Source organism: Rhizobium oryziradicis, from assembly GCF_001939045.1.
Classification (GTDB): domain Bacteria; phylum Pseudomonadota; class Alphaproteobacteria; order Rhizobiales; family Rhizobiaceae; genus Allorhizobium; species Allorhizobium oryziradicis.
This window is the reverse complement of sequence record NZ_MKIM01000025.1, coordinates 365,720-384,459: the sequence shown is the minus strand read 5'-3', so window position 1 is coordinate 384,459 and position 18,740 is coordinate 365,720. Positions and strand designations below refer to the sequence as shown.

At 55.4% G+C, this 18,740-nt stretch carries 23 protein-coding genes and 1 tRNA gene; 15 read left to right on the top strand and 9 right to left on the bottom strand.

Going from position 1 to position 18,740, the window contains the following annotated elements:
• Positions 1 to 12: 12 nt before the first annotated feature.
• Positions 13 to 522 carry a 3-hydroxyacyl-[acyl-carrier-protein] dehydratase FabA gene (gene fabA, locus BJF95_RS09805; RefSeq protein WP_075639250.1) on the bottom strand — a complete coding sequence of 170 codons (510 nt, stop codon included), beginning with the start codon at positions 520 to 522 and terminating at the stop codon, positions 13 to 15.
• A 307-nt stretch (positions 523 to 829) separates the two neighbouring features.
• On the opposite strand from fabA, the gene irrA reads away from it, so the two are divergent.
• Entirely contained in the window at positions 830 to 1,249 is a 420-nt protein-coding gene (gene irrA / locus BJF95_RS09800) for an iron response transcriptional regulator IrrA (protein ID WP_075639378.1), read from the top strand.
• A 24-nt stretch (positions 1,250 to 1,273) separates the two neighbouring features.
• On the opposite strand, the gene BJF95_RS09795 is transcribed toward irrA, so the two are convergent.
• Positions 1,274 to 1,909 (bottom strand): trimeric intracellular cation channel family protein, encoded by a 636-nt coding sequence (locus BJF95_RS09795; RefSeq protein WP_075639249.1) that lies wholly within the window; start codon positions 1,907 to 1,909, stop codon positions 1,274 to 1,276.
• A gap of 127 nt (positions 1,910 to 2,036) precedes the next feature.
• Here BJF95_RS09795 and BJF95_RS09790 point away from each other — a divergent pair, with 127 nt between their 5' ends.
• Positions 2,037 to 2,507: a hypothetical protein gene (locus BJF95_RS09790; RefSeq protein ID WP_075639248.1), complete on the top strand. Its 471-nt coding sequence runs from the start codon at positions 2,037 to 2,039 to the stop codon at positions 2,505 to 2,507.
• 41 nt (positions 2,508 to 2,548) lie between these two features.
• On the opposite strand, the gene BJF95_RS09785 is transcribed toward BJF95_RS09790, so the two are convergent.
• From BJF95_RS09785 to BJF95_RS09775, 3 genes are all read right to left on the bottom strand, one after another.
• Complete coding sequence (locus BJF95_RS09785) at positions 2,549 to 3,340, bottom strand: YdcF family protein (protein WP_075639247.1); 792 nt, start codon at positions 3,338 to 3,340, stop codon at positions 2,549 to 2,551.
• Between the two features lie 88 nt (positions 3,341 to 3,428).
• A tRNA-Ala gene (locus BJF95_RS09780) sits at positions 3,429 to 3,504 on the bottom strand.
• 148 nt (positions 3,505 to 3,652) lie between these two features.
• Complete coding sequence (locus BJF95_RS09775; protein WP_075639246.1) at positions 3,653 to 4,042, bottom strand: TIGR02300 family protein; 390 nt, start codon at positions 4,040 to 4,042, stop codon at positions 3,653 to 3,655.
• 283 nt (positions 4,043 to 4,325) lie between these two features.
• On the opposite strand from BJF95_RS09775, the gene cmk reads away from it, so the two are divergent.
• The gene (gene cmk, locus BJF95_RS09770) at positions 4,326 to 4,994 is read left to right on the top strand and encodes a (d)CMP kinase (RefSeq protein ID WP_075639377.1); all 669 of its coding nucleotides are present in this window, start codon (positions 4,326 to 4,328) and stop codon (positions 4,992 to 4,994) included.
• Between the two features lie 155 nt (positions 4,995 to 5,149).
• Positions 5,150 to 6,850 (top strand): 30S ribosomal protein S1, encoded by a 1,701-nt coding sequence (rpsA, locus tag BJF95_RS09765; RefSeq protein ID WP_075639245.1) that lies wholly within the window; start codon positions 5,150 to 5,152, stop codon positions 6,848 to 6,850.
• A gap of 134 nt (positions 6,851 to 6,984) precedes the next feature.
• Here the strand turns inward: rpsA and BJF95_RS09760 are convergent, their stop codons facing one another.
• The gene (locus tag BJF95_RS09760; RefSeq protein WP_075639244.1) at positions 6,985 to 8,085 is read right to left on the bottom strand and encodes a TRAP transporter substrate-binding protein; all 1,101 of its coding nucleotides are present in this window, start codon (positions 8,083 to 8,085) and stop codon (positions 6,985 to 6,987) included.
• A gap of 146 nt (positions 8,086 to 8,231) precedes the next feature.
• A complete protein-coding gene (locus BJF95_RS09755; RefSeq protein ID WP_075639243.1) occupies positions 8,232 to 8,699 on the bottom strand; it encodes a group III truncated hemoglobin in 468 nt (155 codons plus the stop codon).
• A 167-nt stretch (positions 8,700 to 8,866) separates the two neighbouring features.
• Between BJF95_RS09755 and mbfA the strand changes: the two genes are divergently transcribed.
• Positions 8,867 to 9,850: an iron exporter MbfA gene (mbfA, locus tag BJF95_RS09750; RefSeq protein WP_075639242.1), complete on the top strand. Its 984-nt coding sequence runs from the start codon at positions 8,867 to 8,869 to the stop codon at positions 9,848 to 9,850.
• A 54-nt stretch (positions 9,851 to 9,904) separates the two neighbouring features.
• Here mbfA and BJF95_RS09745 read toward each other — a convergent pair whose 3' ends face one another.
• Together BJF95_RS09745 and BJF95_RS09740 are read right to left on the bottom strand one after the other, a co-directional pair.
• Positions 9,905 to 10,522 (bottom strand): transglutaminase-like cysteine peptidase, encoded by a 618-nt coding sequence (locus BJF95_RS09745; RefSeq protein WP_075639241.1) that lies wholly within the window; start codon positions 10,520 to 10,522, stop codon positions 9,905 to 9,907.
• Between the two features lie 126 nt (positions 10,523 to 10,648).
• On the bottom strand, positions 10,649 to 11,473 hold the full coding sequence (locus tag BJF95_RS09740; protein ID WP_075639240.1) for an alpha/beta hydrolase: 825 nt from the start codon (positions 11,471 to 11,473) through the stop codon (positions 10,649 to 10,651).
• Between the two features lie 180 nt (positions 11,474 to 11,653).
• On the opposite strand from BJF95_RS09740, the gene infC reads away from it, so the two are divergent.
• From infC to BJF95_RS09690, 10 genes are all read left to right on the top strand, one after another.
• The gene (infC, locus tag BJF95_RS09735; RefSeq protein ID WP_139317449.1) at positions 11,654 to 12,190 is read left to right on the top strand and encodes a translation initiation factor IF-3; all 537 of its coding nucleotides are present in this window, start codon (positions 11,654 to 11,656) and stop codon (positions 12,188 to 12,190) included.
• 568 nt (positions 12,191 to 12,758) lie between these two features.
• On the top strand, positions 12,759 to 13,403 hold the full coding sequence (locus tag BJF95_RS23820; RefSeq protein WP_139317448.1) for a PepSY domain-containing protein: 645 nt from the start codon (positions 12,759 to 12,761) through the stop codon (positions 13,401 to 13,403).
• A gap of 82 nt (positions 13,404 to 13,485) precedes the next feature.
• On the top strand, positions 13,486 to 14,148 hold the full coding sequence (locus BJF95_RS09725; RefSeq protein ID WP_075639237.1) for a response regulator transcription factor: 663 nt from the start codon (positions 13,486 to 13,488) through the stop codon (positions 14,146 to 14,148).
• Positions 14,148 to 15,503: an ATP-binding protein gene (locus BJF95_RS09720; protein WP_075639236.1), complete on the top strand. Its 1,356-nt coding sequence runs from the start codon at positions 14,148 to 14,150 to the stop codon at positions 15,501 to 15,503. Before BJF95_RS09725 ends, BJF95_RS09720 begins: the two co-directional genes overlap by 1 nt.
• Positions 15,504 to 15,670: 167 nt before the next feature.
• Positions 15,671 to 15,874, top strand: a complete 204-nt coding sequence (gene rpmI, locus BJF95_RS09715) for a 50S ribosomal protein L35 (protein ID WP_075639235.1) — start codon at positions 15,671 to 15,673, stop codon at positions 15,872 to 15,874.
• Between the two features lie 39 nt (positions 15,875 to 15,913).
• A complete protein-coding gene (gene rplT / locus BJF95_RS09710) occupies positions 15,914 to 16,318 on the top strand; it encodes a 50S ribosomal protein L20 (RefSeq protein ID WP_075639234.1) in 405 nt (134 codons plus the stop codon).
• Positions 16,319 to 16,446: 128 nt separating this feature from the next.
• Positions 16,447 to 17,532 carry a phenylalanine--tRNA ligase subunit alpha gene (gene pheS, locus BJF95_RS09705; protein WP_075639233.1) on the top strand — a complete coding sequence of 362 codons (1,086 nt, stop codon included), beginning with the start codon at positions 16,447 to 16,449 and terminating at the stop codon, positions 17,530 to 17,532.
• Positions 17,533 to 17,536: 4 nt separating this feature from the next.
• Positions 17,537 to 17,770, top strand: a complete 234-nt coding sequence (locus BJF95_RS09700) for a DUF4160 domain-containing protein (protein WP_075639232.1) — start codon at positions 17,537 to 17,539, stop codon at positions 17,768 to 17,770.
• Complete coding sequence (locus BJF95_RS09695) at positions 17,754 to 18,032, top strand: DUF2442 domain-containing protein (RefSeq protein ID WP_075639231.1); 279 nt, start codon at positions 17,754 to 17,756, stop codon at positions 18,030 to 18,032. Before BJF95_RS09700 ends, BJF95_RS09695 begins: the two co-directional genes overlap by 17 nt.
• 3 nt (positions 18,033 to 18,035) lie before the next feature.
• Positions 18,036 to 18,668 carry a 3'-5' exoribonuclease gene (locus tag BJF95_RS09690; protein ID WP_075639230.1) on the top strand — a complete coding sequence of 211 codons (633 nt, stop codon included), beginning with the start codon at positions 18,036 to 18,038 and terminating at the stop codon, positions 18,666 to 18,668.
• Positions 18,669 to 18,740 lie beyond the last annotated feature (72 nt).

Genomic DNA, 18,740 nt, shown 5'->3' with positions numbered 1-18,740 from the left:
GGTAGGGTGCGCTCAAGGGGCCTTTTGGAGGCCGACACGAAGATCGGTTGCCTGATAGATGGTTTCGCCATCTGCCTTCAACCAGCCATCGGCGGTGCCCAGAACCAGGCGGCCACGCATGACGCGTTTGAAATCGATTCCGTATTCCAGAAGCTTTGTTTCTGGCCGGATCATACCCTTGAATTTCACTTCGCCGGTGGACAGCGCCATGCCGCGTCCCGGCTCGCCGAGCCAGCCCAGAAAGAAGCCGGTCAGCTGCCACATGCCGTCCAGCCCCAGGCAGCCGGGCATAATGGGATTGCCCTGAAAATGGCAGGGAAAATACCAATCGTCCGGGCGCACATCGTATTCGGCACGAATATAGCCCTTGTCGAAGTTGCCGCCGGTTTCAGAAATATCCGTAATGCGATGAACCATCAGCATTGGAGGCAAAGGCAATTGTGCATTGCCGGGGCCAAACAATTCACCACGGCCACATGCCAGGATTTCTTCGTACGTAAAGCTGCTTTGTTTTTCGTTCATCGGTCTTTCATTTCCCCCGTCAGTCTCTCCCATATAGGAGACTTAGAGCAAGATGGCGACGAATTGAAGCCAATGCCATCTTAATTCACCGCATGGCAATGCGTAAAATGGCCTTGGTCCGGTCGCTTTGTGCCGTTCGCATACAGGAAGCCTCAAGGCTCCACCAGAGGTAAAATCGGTCAATCGCCTCATTGTTCGGGCTTTTATCGAATTTTACCCAGGCCGGAACTATTGAAAGCACACCCTGCAAAGGGTATATCGTGTTACACAGTGATGAATTGCAAGGGACCGGATGGAGATCGTTGGCATGATGGCGCAAGCCTCGGGTGAAGTTGAAGCAAAGCTGCGCCGCTCAGGGTTAAGGCCCACGCGGCAGCGCGTTGCCTTGGCTGCACTGTTGTTTGCCAAGGGCGATCGGCACCTCACCGTGGAAGAATTGCACGAAGAGGCTGTGGCGGCGGACGTGCCGGTGTCGCTGGCTACGGTTTACAATACACTTCATCAGTTTACCGAGGCCGGAATGATTCGCGTTCTGGCTGTGGAAAGCAACAAAACCTATTTCGACACCAATGTCTCCGACCACCATCACTTTTTTGTGGAAGGTCGTAACGAGGTTTTGGATATTCCGGTCAGCAATATCGAGATCGGCAATTTGCCAGCCCCGCCAGAGGGCATGGAAATCTCCCACGTGGATGTGGTGATTCGCCTTCGTCCAAAGGCTGACTAAAGAATTTCCCTTTTGATCTGATGCTTACAGCACATCATCAGGATGCCGTCCGGCCTTATGGTTGGGCGTTGGCAATGTCCAGCCAAAATAGAGCGCACCACCGCGCACCAGAAAGGCGGCCAGCACGCCGCCTGCCGATGCTAAATAGAGCGGCGCGCTGAGCGCATACACCCCTGTAAACACGCATGAGCCGATCACGGCGGCGGTGATGTAAATCTCGGGACGCAAAAGCACTGAGGGTTCAGAGGCAAGAAGGTCACGCAGCACCCCGCCAAAGGTTGCCGTTAAAACGCCGGTCACAATGGCAATCGTGGCCGAGCCGGTAGCGGCCATGCCCTTGGCGGCACCCATGACGCAATAGGCGGACAGGCCGATCGCATCCAGCCAGATCAGCAGTTTGTAGCGCGATTCCAGCAAGTGAGCCGTGAAGAACACCGCAAGGCCAATGGCGCAGCAGATCAGAATGTAGCTTGGGTTTATCACCCAGAACACTGGCAATCGGCCAAGCACGATATCGCGCACTGTGCCGCCGCCTGTGCCGGTGACGATGGAGAAGAACAGAAAGCCGATAATGTCGAGCTGTTTGCGGGATGCGGCCAGCGCGCCCGTTGCCGCAAAAAGCGCAACGCCTGCGTAATCAAGGTAAAGCAGAAGCGACATGGCGGCTCCGGGATGTGTGGATAAAAAGGTTGTTCTAATCTTTTGCGATAAACCACGGGGACAAGGGCGGCGCAAGCTGGCGGGTGTATTCGCGCCATATTGCCCATAATCACTCAAGGGTCGCGTCGTGAAATTTTTTATTCGTTTGCTCGTCTGCCTGCTGTTTGTCTTGCCCGCTTCTGTCGCTCTGACACAGCAGCAATTGGTGACGGACCCTGAAATTTACGAGAAAGATCATTTTCGCAAGGTTTGCGCGGAAGCCAAGTTTGACCCCGATTACGTTACCCGCCTCGACATCAACAATGACGGCCTCATCGATGCGGTTGTCAACGAAGGTGGTCTGACCTGCGACGGCAAGCACGCGCCGGATTGCAATGAAGAGGGTTGCCCCTATAATTTCTATGTTCAGGTCAAGGAAGGCGGCTATCTGCTGATCGCCACGGCCCGGATCTTTGGCTATGATTTCATCAAGCGCTACGGCAACATGGTGTTTGTGCTGAAAATGCCGCCGCGCTATTGCGATCGCACCGACGGCCCGCAGTGCGAAATGACCGTCCGCGTGCGCGATGTGCAGTTTGTGACGATCTTCAAGAAATAACGCACCCCTCTCGAAAGGATGTTTCCTCGCGAGAGAGGGGCTTACGGCGCTGGAAACAGCGCCGATGTCTTGCCGGACAGATAATAGGCAACCAGACCAATCCATTCGCGCAAGGCTGTGGCCGTTTGCTGGGCATTCAGCGTTGGCTGGGTAAAGTCCAGCCCGAGTGCGGTGACGCCGTCCGTGCGATAATCCGTGGGCCATGGCGTGGCCACCAGCCCGTCTTTGCGCATCAGGCCAATGGCGCGGGGTATGTGAAAGGCGGAGGTGATCAGCAGGCAGTTTTGCAAGCCTGCTTTTTCCAAAAGCGATTTTGTGTTGGTGATGTTTTCAGAGGTGTTGCGCGATGTGGTTTCGCGAATCAGCCGATCAGGATTGATGCCGAAGGCTGCAAAAAAGCGCTCTGCGGTCACAGCGTCTCCCTCATAGGCTCCGCTGAGCGAGCCATCACCGCCAGAGACCAGAATTTTTGCCTCGGGATAATTGCGAGCCAGCCGGAGGGCTTCAACGAATCGGTCGGCAGCCTCGCCCATCTCAAAGCCGCCGCGCCGGGTGTTGACATTGTTGGAAAAGGCTCCGCCCAGCACAATCATGCAGGAGACCTGCGCCGGGTCGTTTGCCGCCTTGGGAAACCGCGCCTCCAGCGCTTGTAGGGCCACTGTGCCTGCGGAGGTGTAAAGCGTGACAAACAGGATCAAAAGGCCAAGGCTTGTGCTGAAAACGCCCAGGCGCGGACAGCGCGAGAGGCTTGCGACAATGCCGCTTACGCCGAGCAGAAAGGCCAGCGACAAGGGCTGGGCAATGAGCCAGAACAGCTTGGACAGAATGAACATGGTTTTTTAATCTCCGATTATCACGGCAGATTAAAACGGATTTCTATCGAAACCAATTCTCAAAATATATCAAAGACTTGGGGAGATTTGGTGGAGCTAAGCGGGATCGAACCGCTGACCTCTTGCATGCCATGCAAGCGCTCTCCCAGCTGAGCTATAGCCCCATAAGGGTCCGGCATTTGCCGGTTCCGGGAACCTCGTGAAGCAGTGCTTCGTTTGGTGTGGGCGCTTCATACGTCGTTGATTTTCGTATGGCAAGCGAAAAAAGTAAGGCCTCGGATTTTTTTTAAATCCGGGGCCTTGAGCTGTGAATTAAACTTCGTCGTCGTCGCCAGAAACGCCGATAATGCCCGACATGTCGTCGTCTTCATCATCTTCGTCGGCTTCAAGGAAGGTGTCGTCGTCATCGTCGCCGATTTCAACGTCGTCATCACCGATATCAGGAATGTCATCACCGCCTGCTGCCTCGTCTGCATCTTCCAATGAGACCAGTTCGACGTCGGTGTTCTCTGCATCGACTTCTGCCACTTCTTCCTCTTCAGCAGCCTTCTCCATGATGGCTGCAACCGAGGACTCTACAAAGTAAGAGAGTGGCCAGGATTTCTGCGTGTAAGGGGATACGACCGGATCTTTGTTCAGGTCATAAAATTTCTTGCCGGTGTCGGGGCAAGTGCGTTTTGTTCCAAGTTCTGCCTTCGCCACTGTCAAAGCCTCATGAAGTCCGTGGAAAATAAGGGCATGCGCCAAGGGCTCAGCCCCGAGGGGCCGGTCCAACTGTAGTCGGTCCCCTTAATCAAAGCTTATGCTTCTGTCAAAGACAAACTGTGATTTGGCACCCATTGGTGACGGCAGACCATCATTATCACAAGCAAGAGACGCTTGCCTGGCGCTTGCCTGACAAGGGCGATGGATGAATTTTGTCGTAAACCAGTTCCTGCTCGGGGCATTTTGGGCTAAAGGCGGGATGAAACGCCTGTTGGCAAGCATGAAGGACAATCCCGTGGTGATTGAGTCGAAACCAAGCTTTACCATTGCCATTGATGGCCCGGCGGCGGCCGGAAAAGGCACGCTGTCGCGGCGCATTGCGGAAGATTATGGTTTTCACCACCTCGATACCGGCCTGACCTACCGTGCCACAGCCAAAGCCTTGCTGGATGCAGGACTGCCGCTGGATGATGAAGCTGTGGCCGAGCGGGTGGCGCTCTCGCTCGATTTGTCGGGGCTGGATCGCGAAGTGCTGTCCCGCCATGAGATTGGCGAGGCGGCTTCAAAAATTGCCGTCATGCCGGCTGTGCGCCGTGCGCTTGTCGAGGCGCAACGGCGGTTTGCGATGAAATCGCCGGGCACGGTGCTGGACGGGCGTGACATCGGCACTGTGGTGTGCCCGCAAGCGCCCGTGAAGCTCTATGTGACAGCCTCCAGCGAAGTGCGTGCCCGCCGCCGCTATGATGAGATGATCGCGCGGGGTGATGCGGCCGATTACGCCTCTGTTTTTGAGGATGTGAAGCGCCGTGACGCGCGCGATATGGGCCGTGCCGACAGTCCTTTGAAACCAGCTGCAGACGCGCACTTGCTAGATACGTCTGAAATGAGTATAGAGGCGGCGTTTCAAGCTGCGAAAACTGTGGTGGACGCGGCTTTGAAAGCCAATTGACTTGAATTTTGAAGCCGGTTTTGCCGGTTTAAGATCGCCGAATCTCATGTCCTTGCGCCGGATTGTCCTTTTTAAGGGCGGACGTTGGATCGGTCTTTATCAACACCAACCCACCGGCGCGACACATATCTTTCGAGATATGACTAGGAGATTTCATGTCTGTTTCTAACCCGACACGGGACGATTTTGCGGCCCTTTTGGAAGAGTCTTTTGCAAAGACCGATCTGGCCGAAGGCTATGTTGCCAAGGGCATCATCACAGCCATTGAGAAGGACGTCGCTATCGTTGACGTTGGTCTCAAGGTTGAAGGCCGCGTTCCGCTGAAGGAATTTGGCGCACGCGCCAAGGATGGCGCACTTAAAGTTGGCGACGAAGTTGAAGTTTACGTTGAGCGCATTGAAAACGCGCTGGGCGAAGCTGTTCTGTCGCGCGAAAAGGCTCGCCGCGAAGAAAGCTGGATCAAGCTCGAAGCCAAGTTCGAAGCTGGTGAGCGCGTTGAAGGCGTTATCTTCAACCAGGTTAAGGGTGGCTTCACCGTTGATCTCGACGGCGCCGTTGCCTTCTTGCCACGTTCACAGGTTGATATTCGCCCAATCCGCGACGTATCGCCTTTGATGCACAACCCGCAGCCCTTCGAAATCCTCAAGATGGACAAGCGTCGCGGCAACATCGTTGTATCGCGTCGTACCGTTCTGGAAGAATCCCGCGCTGAACAGCGTTCGGAAATCGTTCAGAACCTCGAAGAAGGTCAGGTTGTTGAAGGCGTTGTCAAGAACATCACCGATTACGGTGCGTTCGTTGACCTCGGCGGCATCGACGGCTTGCTGCACGTGACCGACATGGCATGGCGCCGTGTGAACCATCCTTCGGAAATCCTGTCCATTGGCCAGTCGGTCAAGGTTCAGATCATCCGTATCAACCAGGAAACCCACCGCATCTCGCTCGGCATGAAGCAGCTCGAGTCGGATCCATGGGATGGCATTGCTGCCAAGTACCCAGTTGGTAAGAAGATCTCCGGTACCGTCACCAACATCACCGATTACGGTGCATTTGTTGAGCTGGAGCCAGGCATCGAAGGCCTCATCCACATCTCTGAAATGTCGTGGACCAAGAAGAACGTACACCCCGGCAAGATCCTGTCCACAACGCAGGAAGTTGACGTGGTTGTTCTCGAAGTTGATCCGTCCAAGCGTCGTATTTCGCTCGGCCTGAAGCAGACTCTCGAAAACCCATGGCAGGCATTCGCATTCAGCCACCCAGCCGGTGCTGAAGTTGAAGGCGAAGTGAAGAACAAGACTGAATTCGGTCTGTTTATCGGCCTCGAAGGCGATGTTGACGGCATGGTTCACCTGTCGGATCTCGACTGGAACCGTCCAGGCGAACAGGTCATCGAAGAATACAACAAGGGCGACGTTGTTCGCGCTGTTGTTCTCGACGTTGACGTTGAGAAGGAGCGTATCTCGCTCGGCATCAAGCAGCTCGGCAAGGATTCGGTTGGTGAAGCAGCAGCTTCCGGCGATCTGCGCAAGAACGCTGTTGTTTCTTGCGAAATCATCGCAAGCAACGAAGGCGGCATCGAAGTGAAGCTCGTGAACCACGAAGACATCACCTCGTTCATCCGTCGTGCTGACCTCGCCCGTGACCGTGATGACCAGCGTCCTGAGCGTTTCGCTGTTGGCCAGGTTGTTGATGCCCGCATCACCAACTTCTCCAAGAAGGATCGCAAGGTTATGCTGTCGATCAAGGCTCTGGAAATCGCAGAAGAGAAGGAAGCAGTTGCTCAGTTCGGTTCGTCCGATAGCGGCGCTTCGCTCGGCGACATCCTCGGTGCCGCTCTGAAGAACCGCAGCGAATAATCGCATCCCGGTTTGACGATGTTTTGAGCCCGCCGGACAGCAATGTCCGGCGGGTTTTTTGTGTTCTTTGATGCAGGCATAAAAAAACCGCCCCGGAAAACCGGAGCGGCGCATCAATCAATGATGTGAGTGACTTACAGCGTGCCTTGGCGCTGCTGGATCATCTGATAGGTGTCGAAGCTGTATTCGGCAATCTGCATCCAGAGATAGGCGTCGTTTTTAAACGCCTGCTGGCTGTCGTAGATCTTCTTGAAGTTGGCATTCTTGGCGTTGATCTCGGCAAACACTTCTTTTGCGGCCGTGTGGCAGGCGTCCAGAATTTCCTTCGAGAATGGACGCAGAAGTGCTCCATCTGCCACCAGTTTGCGCAGGGCCGCAGCGTTGGCCGCATCGTAGCGGGCCAGCATATTGGCGTTGGCATTGGCGCAGGCGTCGGTCAAAATGCGCTGATAGCTTTTTGGCAGGCCCTTGAACTTGTCCAGATTGAAGAAGGCATGAACGGCTGGGCCACCTTCCCACCAAGCGGGATAGTAGTAGTATTTGGCAACCTTGTAGAAGCCGAGCTTCATGTCATCGTAAGGGCCAACAAATTCGGTGGCGTCGATGGTGCCTTTTTCCAGCGCAGGATAGACGTCAGCACCGGCGATCTGCTGCGGTGTAACGCCAACCTTCTGCATCACAGCACCGGCTAGGCCGGCGATGCGCATCTTCAGGCCTTTGAGGTCCTCAAGCGTGTTGATTTCTTTACGGAACCAGCCGCCCATTTGCGCGCCGGTGTTGCCAGCGGGCAGCGCATAGAGGTTATAGCCAGTCAGAAATTCATTAAACAGCTCATTGCCGCCGCCCATCGAGAACCAGGCATTGGTCATGCGGGCGTTGAGGCCAAAGGGCACGGCTGTGCCAAGCGCAAAGGTCTGGTCCTTGCCGATATAGTAATAGGCGCAGGTGTGGGCCATCTCGACCGAGCCAGAGGACACGGCATCAGCGGCTTGAAGGGCCGGGACAATCTCACCCGCAGCAAAGGTTTCGATCTTGAAGTTGCCGTCGGTGGCCTCCTCAACACTTTTGGCAATATCCGTGCTGGCTGCCCAGAGAATATCAAGGCTCTTGGGGAAAGATGACGTCAGGCGCCATGTAATTTTTGGGTTTTCCTGCGCAATGGCTGGTGTGGCCAGAGCAGCTGTTGCGCCCAAACCTGCGGCCCCTGCTTTGGTGAAAAATCTGCGGCGATCCATGGTTCTCCTACCCCCGGGTTGTTTTAGCATCTTTTGGCTCTAACCATGGGGGAAGAACTGTGCAACAGGAAAACGCGCAAAATTGCGCGCCGCAGGGTATAAACAGACCATTTTATTTCGAGTGCAGTGCAGCAGGAGAAATAATATTACGTTTTACGCAAATTGGGGTCATCCATAGCCGGATTGTAAAACAGAGCAAGGGTCAGGCTACGGGCAATACGCTCGGCGCTGGCCATAAACCACGCATGCGCTTCCGGTGTGGGTGCGATGCTATCAAGGGTCTTTGAGAACAGTGCCAGCCATTGCACAAACAAATCCGGCGTCATGCCACTGACGCTCATATGGGCTTGAACCGGCTTTCCACCGTAAGCGCCGGTCTTAAACGCGATGGCCGACCAGAAGCTTTTCATCTTGGCCAGATGCGCATCCCACACGCCGGCAAGCTTTTGCTCAAACACCGGGCCAAGGGCGGGGTGCTTCTGGATATTGCCATAGAAGCGATCAACCAGTTGATCGATAAAGGCACCGTCAACGCCCATCGCGGCCATGTCTTGCACTGCGCGCGCCTGTATATCGGCGCGGTGGGCGGCGCGGCCTACAATATTCTCTTGCATGGTGTCATCCCGTCGCGTTCGTCCGATCCTGAATGGGTCTGTCATACTGCATTGATGGTTGTTCGCAAACAGATGGCTGCTATGCGGCAATGGTTGAGCGGGTGGGATTGATCTCGTTTTCCGTCTGCGCTAAGTTTAGAATAATTCTAAAATTGAGGACCGCCGTCATGTTTCGCTCCCTGTTTTCCACGCCCAAGCGCCGTTTGGACAGTCTTTCCGAGCAGGAAGTGCTGGCGCTTGCGATTTCGTCTGAAGAGGACGATGCAAGGATTTACCTCGCCTATGCCGATCGCCTGAAAGCCCAATATCCAGCATCCGCAAAAGTGTTTGAGGATATGGCCGAGGTGGAGCACAGCCACCGCAATATGTTGATCGATATGCACAATCGCCGCTTCGGTGATCGTATCCCTCTGATCCGCCGCGAGCACGTGAAGGGCTTTCTGGAACGCAAGCCCGATTGGTTGCAGGCACAGTTGAGCGTGGATCAAGTCCGCCAGGAGGCGGAGGACATGGAGCGATCAGCCTATAATTTCTACGTGGCGGCCCAAAAACAAGTGTCGGACACGGCCACGCGCAAATTGCTGGGTGATCTGGCCATGGCAGAGCAGGGGCATGAAGACGTTGCCCATATGTTGGGTGAGAAGCACCGCACAGAGGATGTACAGGCCCATGAGCAGGAAACCGCCAGACGGCAGTTTGTACTCACCTATGTGCAGCCGGGCCTTGCGGGTTTGATGGACGGTTCGGTTTCAACCCTCGCGCCGATCTTTGCCGCAGCATTTGCCACGGGCGATACATGGCAGACATTTCTGGTTGGCTTGTCGGCATCCGTGGGGGCCGGGATTTCCATGGGCTTTACCGAAGCATCCCATGATGATGGCAAAATTTCGGGCCGGGGCTCTCCCATCAAGCGGGGCCTGGCCTGTGGCATCATGACCGCTTTGGGCGGGCTGGGTCATGCGCTGCCTTATCTCATTCCACATTTCTGGACGGCAACCATCACCGCTGGCGTGGTTGTGTTTTTCGAGTTGTGGGCCATCGCCTTCATCCAGAACAAATATATGGAAACCCCCTTCTTCCGTGCGGCCCTGCAGGTGGTTGTGGGCGGTGCGCTGGTGCTGGCGGCTGGCATCTTGATCGGCAATGGCTGATTGACAGAAAAAAAGCCCGGATGCTTGATCCGGGCTTTGGTTCATGCGGGTCTTTTATTTCAAAGCCGCAACAGGAACATCCTTGCCGGATTCAATCGTTACCCAGCGCCCCGTATCAAAACTCGCCTGACGTTTCAGGTAGGTATAAGGGGTTTCGTTCCAAGGCTTTACGTCGTCCACCAGATTGTCGAGAACGTAATCGCCAACGGATGTGCGCACGGTGAGCACGGCATGACCTTCGCCGTCTGGCTTGCGAACAACGGTGATCAAAAGGTCAGATTCAGAAAAACCGGCCTGCAAAAGCTTACGACGCTTGAGCAAAACAAAATCTTCGCAATCGCCAGCGTCAACCGGATATTCCCACCATTCTTCCCGACCATAGACTTCCATATCCGTCATCGGGATAATGGTTTTGTTTACATCGAGGTTAACGGCACGGATCACATCCCAGCCATGGTCGGTGACCTGGCGGGCAGGGGCGGGCTTGCTGCGCACCTGACATTCGGCTTTGTAGCGAAGGCAGAACTCGTAATGACCAATCGGCTGCGAGGTGATGCTGCCGGTAACCATGGATGTCGCAGAAAATGCACCCGCATAAGCGGGCGCATTTGCCAACAACAACAAGGGCAATGCCATAATGGCAGCCAATCTGGTGATCCTGATAGTCATTATCCGATCCTTGAATTCTTAACAAATAGTTAAGATTACTCATGGCTCAGAGTCAATCGTTGCAGGATGGCTGGGCGAATCAATCGCCCGTTATGGTTAAAATCTGTTAATGAGTGTGGAAATTATGTCTCATTCTTTGCCGCTGATCAGGTTTTGAAGGGCCTGGCGCATGCGCACAATATCCTCGGGCCGCGAGAGGCGGTGGTCGCCATCGCGCACCAGTGTGAGAACAACATCATCGGCAGGCAGATGCTCCATCAGCTTGAGAGCGTGCTTGTAGGGAACATCGGGATCAGCCATGCCTTGCAAAATGTGAACCGGGCAGCCGGTTGCAACAATGCCAGTCATAACCCGGTTGACGCGGCCGTCTTCAATCAAGGCGCGGGTGTAAATATTGGGCTCCGGGCTGTATTCGGATTTTTCTTCGAAATAGCCTTTTTCTGCCAATTGGCTGCGCTGATCATCGGTCAAATGCGGCTCAATCAATTCACTGGTAAAATCGGGGGCCGGAGCGATGAGGACCATGCCTGCCACATCCGGGCCGCCTTGGCTTTTGGCCAGTTCTTGTGCAAGTCCCAGTTCCTGCGCCAGGCGAAGCGCAATCCAGCCGCCCATGGACGAGCCGACCAGAATGACACGCTGGGGCTTAAGATGGGCAAGGACGGCCTGGGCTTCTTCCAGCCAGCGCGAAATCGTTCCATCGCGAAATTCACCGCCGGAGGCACCGTGACCGGAATAATCAAAGCGGATGGCGCTTGCGCCAAGGGCCGCCGCCAGCGCATCCATTTCAATGGCCTTGGTGCCCGTCATGTCGGAGCGGTAGCCGCCAAGCCACACAAGCGTCGGAAGGTGCTCTTGGGTTGCTGGCCGGTTTAAAATTGCAATAGACCGCGCCGCTTGCCCTTCGCCCACTGTGATGGTTTCAGCGTTAATTGCCTGTGTCTTATCTGTCATATTGCTCTCCAAATGGTCTTGCCACGCTATAAAACAGATTCTTCGCCGCGCGACAGCAGGTGATTTTTTTTAAAATATCTGTTATTAAGGCTCAAAAGGCGCTTAAAGCACAGCTCAGCCTTGCCAGCCGGGCTTTTCAGGCCTATTTGAGCATCCGAAACCATTTGGGAGAATACGACCATTCGCAGACCGTTCAAAGCCGATGCCCCCGTTAAGGACGGGCCGCGCTCAAACCGTGAAATCCGGGTTCCACGGGTACAGTTGATTAATGAAGAAGGCCAGAACCTTGGTTCTATTCCGACCGATGAGGCGCTCCGCATGGCGGAAGAGGCCGGTCTGGATCTGGTGGAAATTTCGCCGAACGCTGAGCCACCGGTTTGCAAGATCCTTGATCTAGGCAAGCTGAAGTACGCCAACCAGAAGAAGGCGGCGGAAGCGCGCAAGAAGCAGAAAATCGTTGAAGTTAAAGAAATCAAGATGCGTCCGAACATCGACACCCATGACTATGAGGTGAAGATGAAGGCCATGAGCCGCTTCTTTGAAGAAGGCGACAAGGTCAAGGTGACGCTGAAGTTCCGCGGACGCGAAATGGCGCACCAGGAACTCGGTATGAAGCTTCTGATGCAGGTCAAGGAAGATACCGGGACGATTGCCAAGGTAGAAGCCGAGCCGAAGCTTGAAGGCCGTCAAATGATGATGGTTCTGGCGCCGCGCTAAGCATCGTCCGAAAAGTCGGAACCGGTTTTCGGATAAATCCGATGCGTCAACAAAAACTGAGAGCATTGTGTCGAGTCCGATTTTCGATCCTCTGCTCTCAGCATAGAAGACGCAAAGCATATGCATAGGGCGCAGTGACTGCGCCCTTTTTGCGTTTTCTGCCGTTACAACGCACGAGATTGCTTTGCAAAACATCACGGCGGGCGCTGACAAAATGCTGACACGCGCGTCAGTAGGGTGTCAGCAGGGTTGCTGTAGGTTTTTTTCGACAGGGCGGAGCACCCCTACGTCCCCACAACGTACCGTCCTGTTATTTACTTTGACTGCCATAACAATTGGCCAGATAATTTGATTGCCCCCGCTGAAACATCGTGCGTCTGATCAGACGCACGATGTTTTATATCGTCAAGTCTGTGGTATTCTGCCTGCGGCCTATCTGAGATTTCAGGCGGACATTATGCAGCAAGTTTCAGTCGAAAACTGTGGAACCGATTTTGGTTTCCAGTTCTTGCCGATGGGGTGTCAAGGCCATTTTTCTCAGCCAATCAAATACCGACTGGTGTCATGCATGACGCAATTTCAACGCAAAAGACCGTCGCCGAGAAGCGCAAGCCCAACATCGTTTGGTGCACGCTTCATAGCTATGCGCTCTGCCGGGTTGATATTGGCGCAAGCGATGGTGTTTTCCGTTGTTATCTCCTATCCCGCCCATGCGGATGGACCGGATGGACGCGGCGGCGGCGGTCGGCACAGCGAAGCGGGAGGGCCCCGCGGTGCAGATGGGCCTAGAGGTTTCGATGGACCCAGGAATTCTGATGGTCCGAGGAGTTTTGATGGCCCCAGAAGTTTCGACGGACACAGGAGTTTCGACGGCAGGGACATCTCGCATGCGCCGAATGAGCGCGGCGCGCACGATCAGCCTCGGGGACGTGGCGAGAGAGCCTTGCGCAGTCACTGGAATGAAGAAGGCTTTTTTGACAATGGCAGCCCGGAGCTCGACCACCAGCGAGCGCTTGCAGGCGTCAGAAGTGGCCGTTATCAATCTTTGAAACAGATCATCCGAATTGTCGGTATTCCGGAATCATCCCGTATTATGGGCATGGACTTGCGCAGTCTGGACGGCAAAGATGTTTATTCTATTGTTGTGCGCGATGCGGCGGGACATGTGGAGCGAATGACCGTCAACGCCGAAACCGGCGAAAGAATTGACTGAAAAAAGAACTGGCTTTTACCCTCCTCTTACAAAAACACAGTGTGACGGGCAAAACTGGATTGTATCTTGATTGAGGTGAGAGTTGCGAATTTTGCTGGCTGAGGATGACCGGAGCATTGGGGCGCATGTCGCAGAGGTTCTGCGTTCAGAGGGCTATGATCTGTCGATTTTGACAGACGGTCCGGATGTGCTGGAGGCTGGCGAGTATGGCGATTTTTCAGCCATTATTCTGGATCTGGGGCTTCCCGGTCTGGATGGTCTGTCGATTCTGAGGCGTTGGCGCAAAAAAAACATCAATACCCCTGTGCTTGTGCTGACTGCGCGCAGTTCCTGGATGGAGCGGGTGGATGGATTTGATGCGGGTGCAGATGATTATCTTCCCAAGCCTTTTCGCACAGAAGAGCTTTTGGCGCGCCTGCGCGCCCTGTTGCGGCGCGCAGGCGTGCAGACGCAGGCAGTTCGCTCTGGTGGGCGATTTCAGGTGGATGATGCGGCCCGCTCTGTCACCTTTGACGGTGCATTTTTGGATGTCAGCCCGCTCGAATTCCGCTTGATCCATCTTCTCGTGCAAAATAAGGGGCGGGTTTTCTCTGCCTATGAAATTGCCTCGCAAATTCAGGGGCGCGATGACGACGCATCCAAGAACGCGGTTGAAGCCATGGTAGCGCGGATTCGCAAAAAAACGGATACGGGCGCCATCGAAACCCGCCGTGGCTTTGGCTATTTTGTGCCGGATGAGGGTTGATGTTTAAATCCCTGCGGCTGCGGCTGGCAATTGCATCTGTGGTGGCCATTGGTGTCTCTCTCGCCCTGCTCTGGTTTGCGGTGGGTTTTCTCTTCATTGATTATGTCGGGCAGCAGTATCATTCCGAGCTGAACGCCATCACCGATACGGTCACGGCGCGCTTGCACGTTCAAAATGGTCGGTTGGAAATGCGCTCGCCGCCATCGGATCCCCGTTTCGCGTCACCCAGCGGCGGGCGATATTGGCAGGTGCAGACGCCTGATGGCCGGGTTATGCGGTCTCGCTCGCTGTGGGATGTTGAAATTCCCAAGGATGATGTGCCGCTTGAGCCGCCCTTTGGCTTTGGCCGCGTCGAAGGCCCGGGCGGCGTGACGCTGCTGGTGCAGCGGAGCGCGCTGGAGATCACCGATCAGGGTGTCAATTATCCCTTTGTTGTCGCTGTTGCCTTTCCCGCCGAGGAATTGATTGGTCCGCTGGATGAGCACCGCGCCCGCTCGCAACTGGTGATGTTGATGGGGGCTGGCCTTCTTCTGCTTGCGGCTTTCTTGCAGGCCCTGGTGGTTTTGCGGCCCTTCAAGCGCCTGCGCATGCAGGTGGCCGATGTGCGCACCGGCAAGCTGCGCCAACTTGATGCGGCTGTGCCGGGCGAGGTGATGCCATTGGTGGAAGAGATCAATTTGCTGCTGTGCGAGCGCGAAACCGCCATAGAGAAGGCGCGCGCCCGGGCCAGCGATCTGGCGCATGGGCTTAAAACGCCGCTCACCGTGCTCTCGCAACTGGTCAACTATTTGCCGCTTGAACACCGCGACGAGGCCTTTGCCCAGATTGATCTTGTGCGCCAGCGGGCAGATCGGCAATTGCAGGCGGCTCGCCTTGGGGTCGAGCAAATGCTGGCGACAGACCTCGCGAGCTTGATTGGCAAGCTGGTCAAGGTGCTTGATCCTGTGGCGCGCACTAAAAATATCGGCTGGCAGGTCGAGGTTGAGCCGGGATTGTCGGTGGAAGCCGATGCTGCGGATTTGGCGGAAGCCTTGGGCAATATTCTCGACAATGCGGTCAAATGGGCGTCTGCCGTCATCCATATCGAGGCAGGCTGCCACGATGACCGTGTGGTGATAACGGTGAGCGATGACGGCCCCGGTGTGTCTGTCAATGATCGCGAGAAGGTTTTGCGCCGAGGCGAATATCTCGACACCGAGCAAGGTGGTTCTGGCCTGGGGCTGGCGATCTGCGCCGATATCATGGCAGCTTATGACGGCAGTGTGATGCTGGATGATTGCGATTTGGGTGGGTTGTGCGTGCGGCTTGAGTTTCCGCAAAAGGGCGGTCGCCGCGTGCCGCCCCATCCGGTTTGAGCAAAAAACTCTTTTGTGCCGTTTCCAACGAATCCCATTGCACTTTTTAAAGCCTCCGGTTATAAGCCGCCGTCCGAACGGTCCGGCAGGGCATGCCGTGGCCGTTCTTTATGCTTGAAAACAGGCCTCGTCTGCCTGTTTCGATACAAGAAAAATGGAGTAGCAAAATGCCCAAGATGAAGACGAAGTCTGCCGCGAAAAAGCGGTTCAAGGTTACAGGCACTGGCAAGGTATTGGCAGCAGCAGCTGGCAAGCGCCACGGCATGATCAAGCGGTCCAACAAGTTCATCCGCAATGCACGCGGAACGATGGTACTTGCCGAAGCAGACGGCAAGAAGGTCATCAAGAACTACCTGCCAAACGGTCTCTGAGACCCTTTCGCTTTTTGGATCATTTAAGGAGATCATGACATGGCACGCGTAAAACGCGGCGTTACCGCCCACGCTAAGCATAAAAAAGTTCTGAAGGCCGCCAAGGGTTTCTACGGTCGTCGCAAGAACACCATCCGCGCTGCTAAGGCTGCGGTGGATCGTTCCAAGCAGTACGCTTACCGCGACCGTAAGGTCAACAAGCGCAACTTCCGCGCTCTGTGGATTCAGCGTATCAACGCTGCTGTTCGCGAATCTGGCCTGACCTATGGCCGCTTCATCGACGGCCTCAACAAGGCTGGCATCGAAGTTGACCGTAAAGTTCTGTCCGACATGGCAATCCATGAGCCAGCAGCTTTCGGCGCTCTGGTTGAAGCTTCCAAGAAGGCTTTGACCTACCTGAAGGACGCCGGCACAAAGAACGAGTTTGAAAGCGCGGTTAAGTAACCAGCGCGTCCCAAACTGAATTTGGTTATTGGGAAACCCGCGCTGGGGAAACTGGCGCGGGTTTTTTCATTTTTATTTCAAGTATTGGCGCTAGAGCCGATGGCGGAACATGGGCAGGAAAGACGACAATGTCCGATCTCGAGAGTTTGAAAACATCCCTTCTGGCCGATATCGCGGCGGCCTCCGATGAGGCGGGCATTGAAGCCGTGCGCCTTGCTGCCATGGGCAAGAAAGGTTCGGTCTCCGAGCTATTGAAAACCTTGGGTTCGATGACGCCGGAAGAGCGCCAGACCCGTGGTGCCGCGATCAATGCGCTGAAAAACGAGATCACCGAACAGCTCAACACCAAGAAGGCCGAGCTGAAAGACGCCGCCATCAACGCGCGCCTGAAAGCTGAAACGTTGGATGTGTCGCTGCCGGTGCGCTCGTCGCCTGCGGAGCGTGGCCGCATCCATCCCATCAGCCAGATCGTCGATGAAATCACCGCGATTTTTGCCGATATGGGCTTTTCCATCGCCGAAGGCCCGGATGTTGAGACCGATTATTACAATTTCACGGCGCTGAACTTCCCCGAAGGCCATCCGGCCCGCGAAATGCACGACACATTCTTCCTCCAGCCCGACGCCAATGGCGAGCGCAAGGTTCTGCGCACCCATACGTCGCCCGTGCAGGTGCGCACCATGGAAGCGCAAAAGCCGCCAATCCGCATCGTCATCCCCGGCAAGACCTACCGGCAGGATTCGGATGCCACCCATTCGCCGATGTTCCATCAGGTCGAAGGTCTGGTGATCGACAAGACCGCGAACGTGGGCCATTTGCGCTGGGTTCTGGAAGAATTCTGCAAGACCTTCTTTGAAGTCGATAGCGTCACCATGCGTTTTCGCCCGTCCTTCTTCCCGTTCACAGAACCATCGTTCGAAGTGGACATCCAGTGCGACCGCTCCTCTGGCCCCATCGTCAAATTCGGCGAAGGCAAGGACTGGATGGAAATCCTCGGCTGCGGCATGGTCCACCCCAACGTGCTGCGCGCCGGTGGCCTCGACCCCGATGAATACCAGGGCTTTGCCTGGGGCATGGGGCTGGACCGCATCGCCATGCTGAAATACGGCATGCCCGACCTGCGCGACTTCTTCAATGCCGACGTCCGCTGGATGAGCCACTACGGCTTCCGCCCACTGGACGTGCCGACATTGTTTGGTGGTTTGAGCGTTTGACGCGATGCCGACGGTCCTTCGCAAATATGGCTTTCGATTTCATTTCTATACGGCGGACGGACACGAGCCGCCGCATATTCATGTTGACGGAAGCGGCGGGGAAGCAAAAGTCTGGCTGATGGATGGCCGATTGGCAAAAGTGAAGGGCTTTAATCAGCGCGAGATCGCCCGTATACTCGAAGTCGTTGAGGAAAATCGTAAGCAGATGCTGGAGGCTTGGCATGACTATTTCGGATGATGCCTATCCCGATGGAGAGCGCCCGGTGGAGGCATGGTGCGATCCGCACGACCTACACGTTCGCCTTGCCGATGGACGGCAGGTCTCTACGCCGCTTTGGTGGTATCCTCGCTTACTCAATGCTACGCCTGCTCAAAGAAATACGATAGAGCTGATGTTGGGTGGCATCCATTGGCCGGAAATCGATGAAGACCTGTCCATTGATGGCATGCTGAAGGGACGCAAGGCATCGGGCGCAACGGCTCCGCAGAAGGTGGCTTGAGCGATGGAGCAAAAGCCCGCCTATTATTTCGTCACGGACATCGAAACCGATGGCCCAGATCCAGCGCTGCATTCGATGCTGAGTTTCGCAACCGTTGTGTTGCGGGAGGATGGCGCGTTTTGTGGCGAGTTTGAAGGTGTTCTGAAGCCACGGCCTGATCGTGTGGCCGACAAAGGCACCATGAACTGGTGGGCAAAACACCCACAAGCGTGGGAAGCGGCAACCAGCAATGCGCAAGAGCCTGAGCTCGTGATGAAGCGGTATGCTGACTGGGTGGAAAGCTTTGATGGAATTCGAGCCTTTGCCGCACGACCGCTGATGTTTGACGGACTTTGGATCGATCGTTACTTGCGCGATTTTGCAGGCTGCTTTGTGCTGGATGTGGGCTATTGGGGGCGGTGCATTTTTAACGCAAGCCCGCTTGATATAGGCACCTATACCTCTGGCATTTTTGGCAGAACCAATCCGCACGATGCGGGTGTGAAGCTGCCAGCGGATTGGTTGGGCAATCATCCGCATACGCACCATGCAATCGATGATGCCCGTGGTTACGCCTCGCTTTTGTCCAGACTATTTACCGTGGCGCGTGAGCTTCCGCCGAACCCTCACGATTTTATGGCGAAGTCGATGGGGTGAAGTCCGCGGCTTCCGAAATATCAATGAAAATGGATACCTGTGTGTTGTGTCCCTGAATGGGCATAAAACCGA

Coding starts and splice junctions, on each gene's coding strand:
- BJF95_RS09720 (WP_075639236.1), top strand. CDS start 14,148: ATGTTTAAATCCCTGCGGCTGCGGCTGGCAATTGCATCTGTGGTGGCC.
- cmk (WP_075639377.1), top strand. CDS start 4,326: ATGAAGGACAATCCCGTGGTGATTGAGTCGAAACCAAGCTTTACCATT.
- rpmI (WP_075639235.1), top strand. CDS start 15,671: ATGCCCAAGATGAAGACGAAGTCTGCCGCGAAAAAGCGGTTCAAGGTT.
- BJF95_RS09785 (WP_075639247.1), bottom strand. CDS start 3,340: ATGTTCATTCTGTCCAAGCTGTTCTGGCTCATTGCCCAGCCCTTGTCG.
- rplT (WP_075639234.1), top strand. CDS start 15,914: ATGGCACGCGTAAAACGCGGCGTTACCGCCCACGCTAAGCATAAAAAA.
- mbfA (WP_075639242.1), top strand. CDS start 8,867: ATGTTTCGCTCCCTGTTTTCCACGCCCAAGCGCCGTTTGGACAGTCTT.
- BJF95_RS09690 (WP_075639230.1), top strand. CDS start 18,036: ATGGAGCAAAAGCCCGCCTATTATTTCGTCACGGACATCGAAACCGAT.
- pheS (WP_075639233.1), top strand. CDS start 16,447: ATGTCCGATCTCGAGAGTTTGAAAACATCCCTTCTGGCCGATATCGCG.
- fabA (WP_075639250.1), bottom strand. CDS start 522: ATGAACGAAAAACAAAGCAGCTTTACGTACGAAGAAATCCTGGCATGT.
- BJF95_RS09755 (WP_075639243.1), bottom strand. CDS start 8,699: ATGCAAGAGAATATTGTAGGCCGCGCCGCCCACCGCGCCGATATACAG.
- BJF95_RS09795 (WP_075639249.1), bottom strand. CDS start 1,909: ATGTCGCTTCTGCTTTACCTTGATTACGCAGGCGTTGCGCTTTTTGCG.
- BJF95_RS09700 (WP_075639232.1), top strand. CDS start 17,537: ATGCCGACGGTCCTTCGCAAATATGGCTTTCGATTTCATTTCTATACG.
- BJF95_RS09760 (WP_075639244.1), bottom strand. CDS start 8,085: ATGGATCGCCGCAGATTTTTCACCAAAGCAGGGGCCGCAGGTTTGGGC.
- irrA (WP_075639378.1), top strand. CDS start 830: ATGATGGCGCAAGCCTCGGGTGAAGTTGAAGCAAAGCTGCGCCGCTCA.
- BJF95_RS23820 (WP_139317448.1), top strand. CDS start 12,759: ATGACGCAATTTCAACGCAAAAGACCGTCGCCGAGAAGCGCAAGCCCA.
- BJF95_RS09740 (WP_075639240.1), bottom strand. CDS start 11,473: ATGACAGATAAGACACAGGCAATTAACGCTGAAACCATCACAGTGGGC.
- rpsA (WP_075639245.1), top strand. CDS start 5,150: ATGTCTGTTTCTAACCCGACACGGGACGATTTTGCGGCCCTTTTGGAA.
- BJF95_RS09695 (WP_075639231.1), top strand. CDS start 17,754: ATGACTATTTCGGATGATGCCTATCCCGATGGAGAGCGCCCGGTGGAG.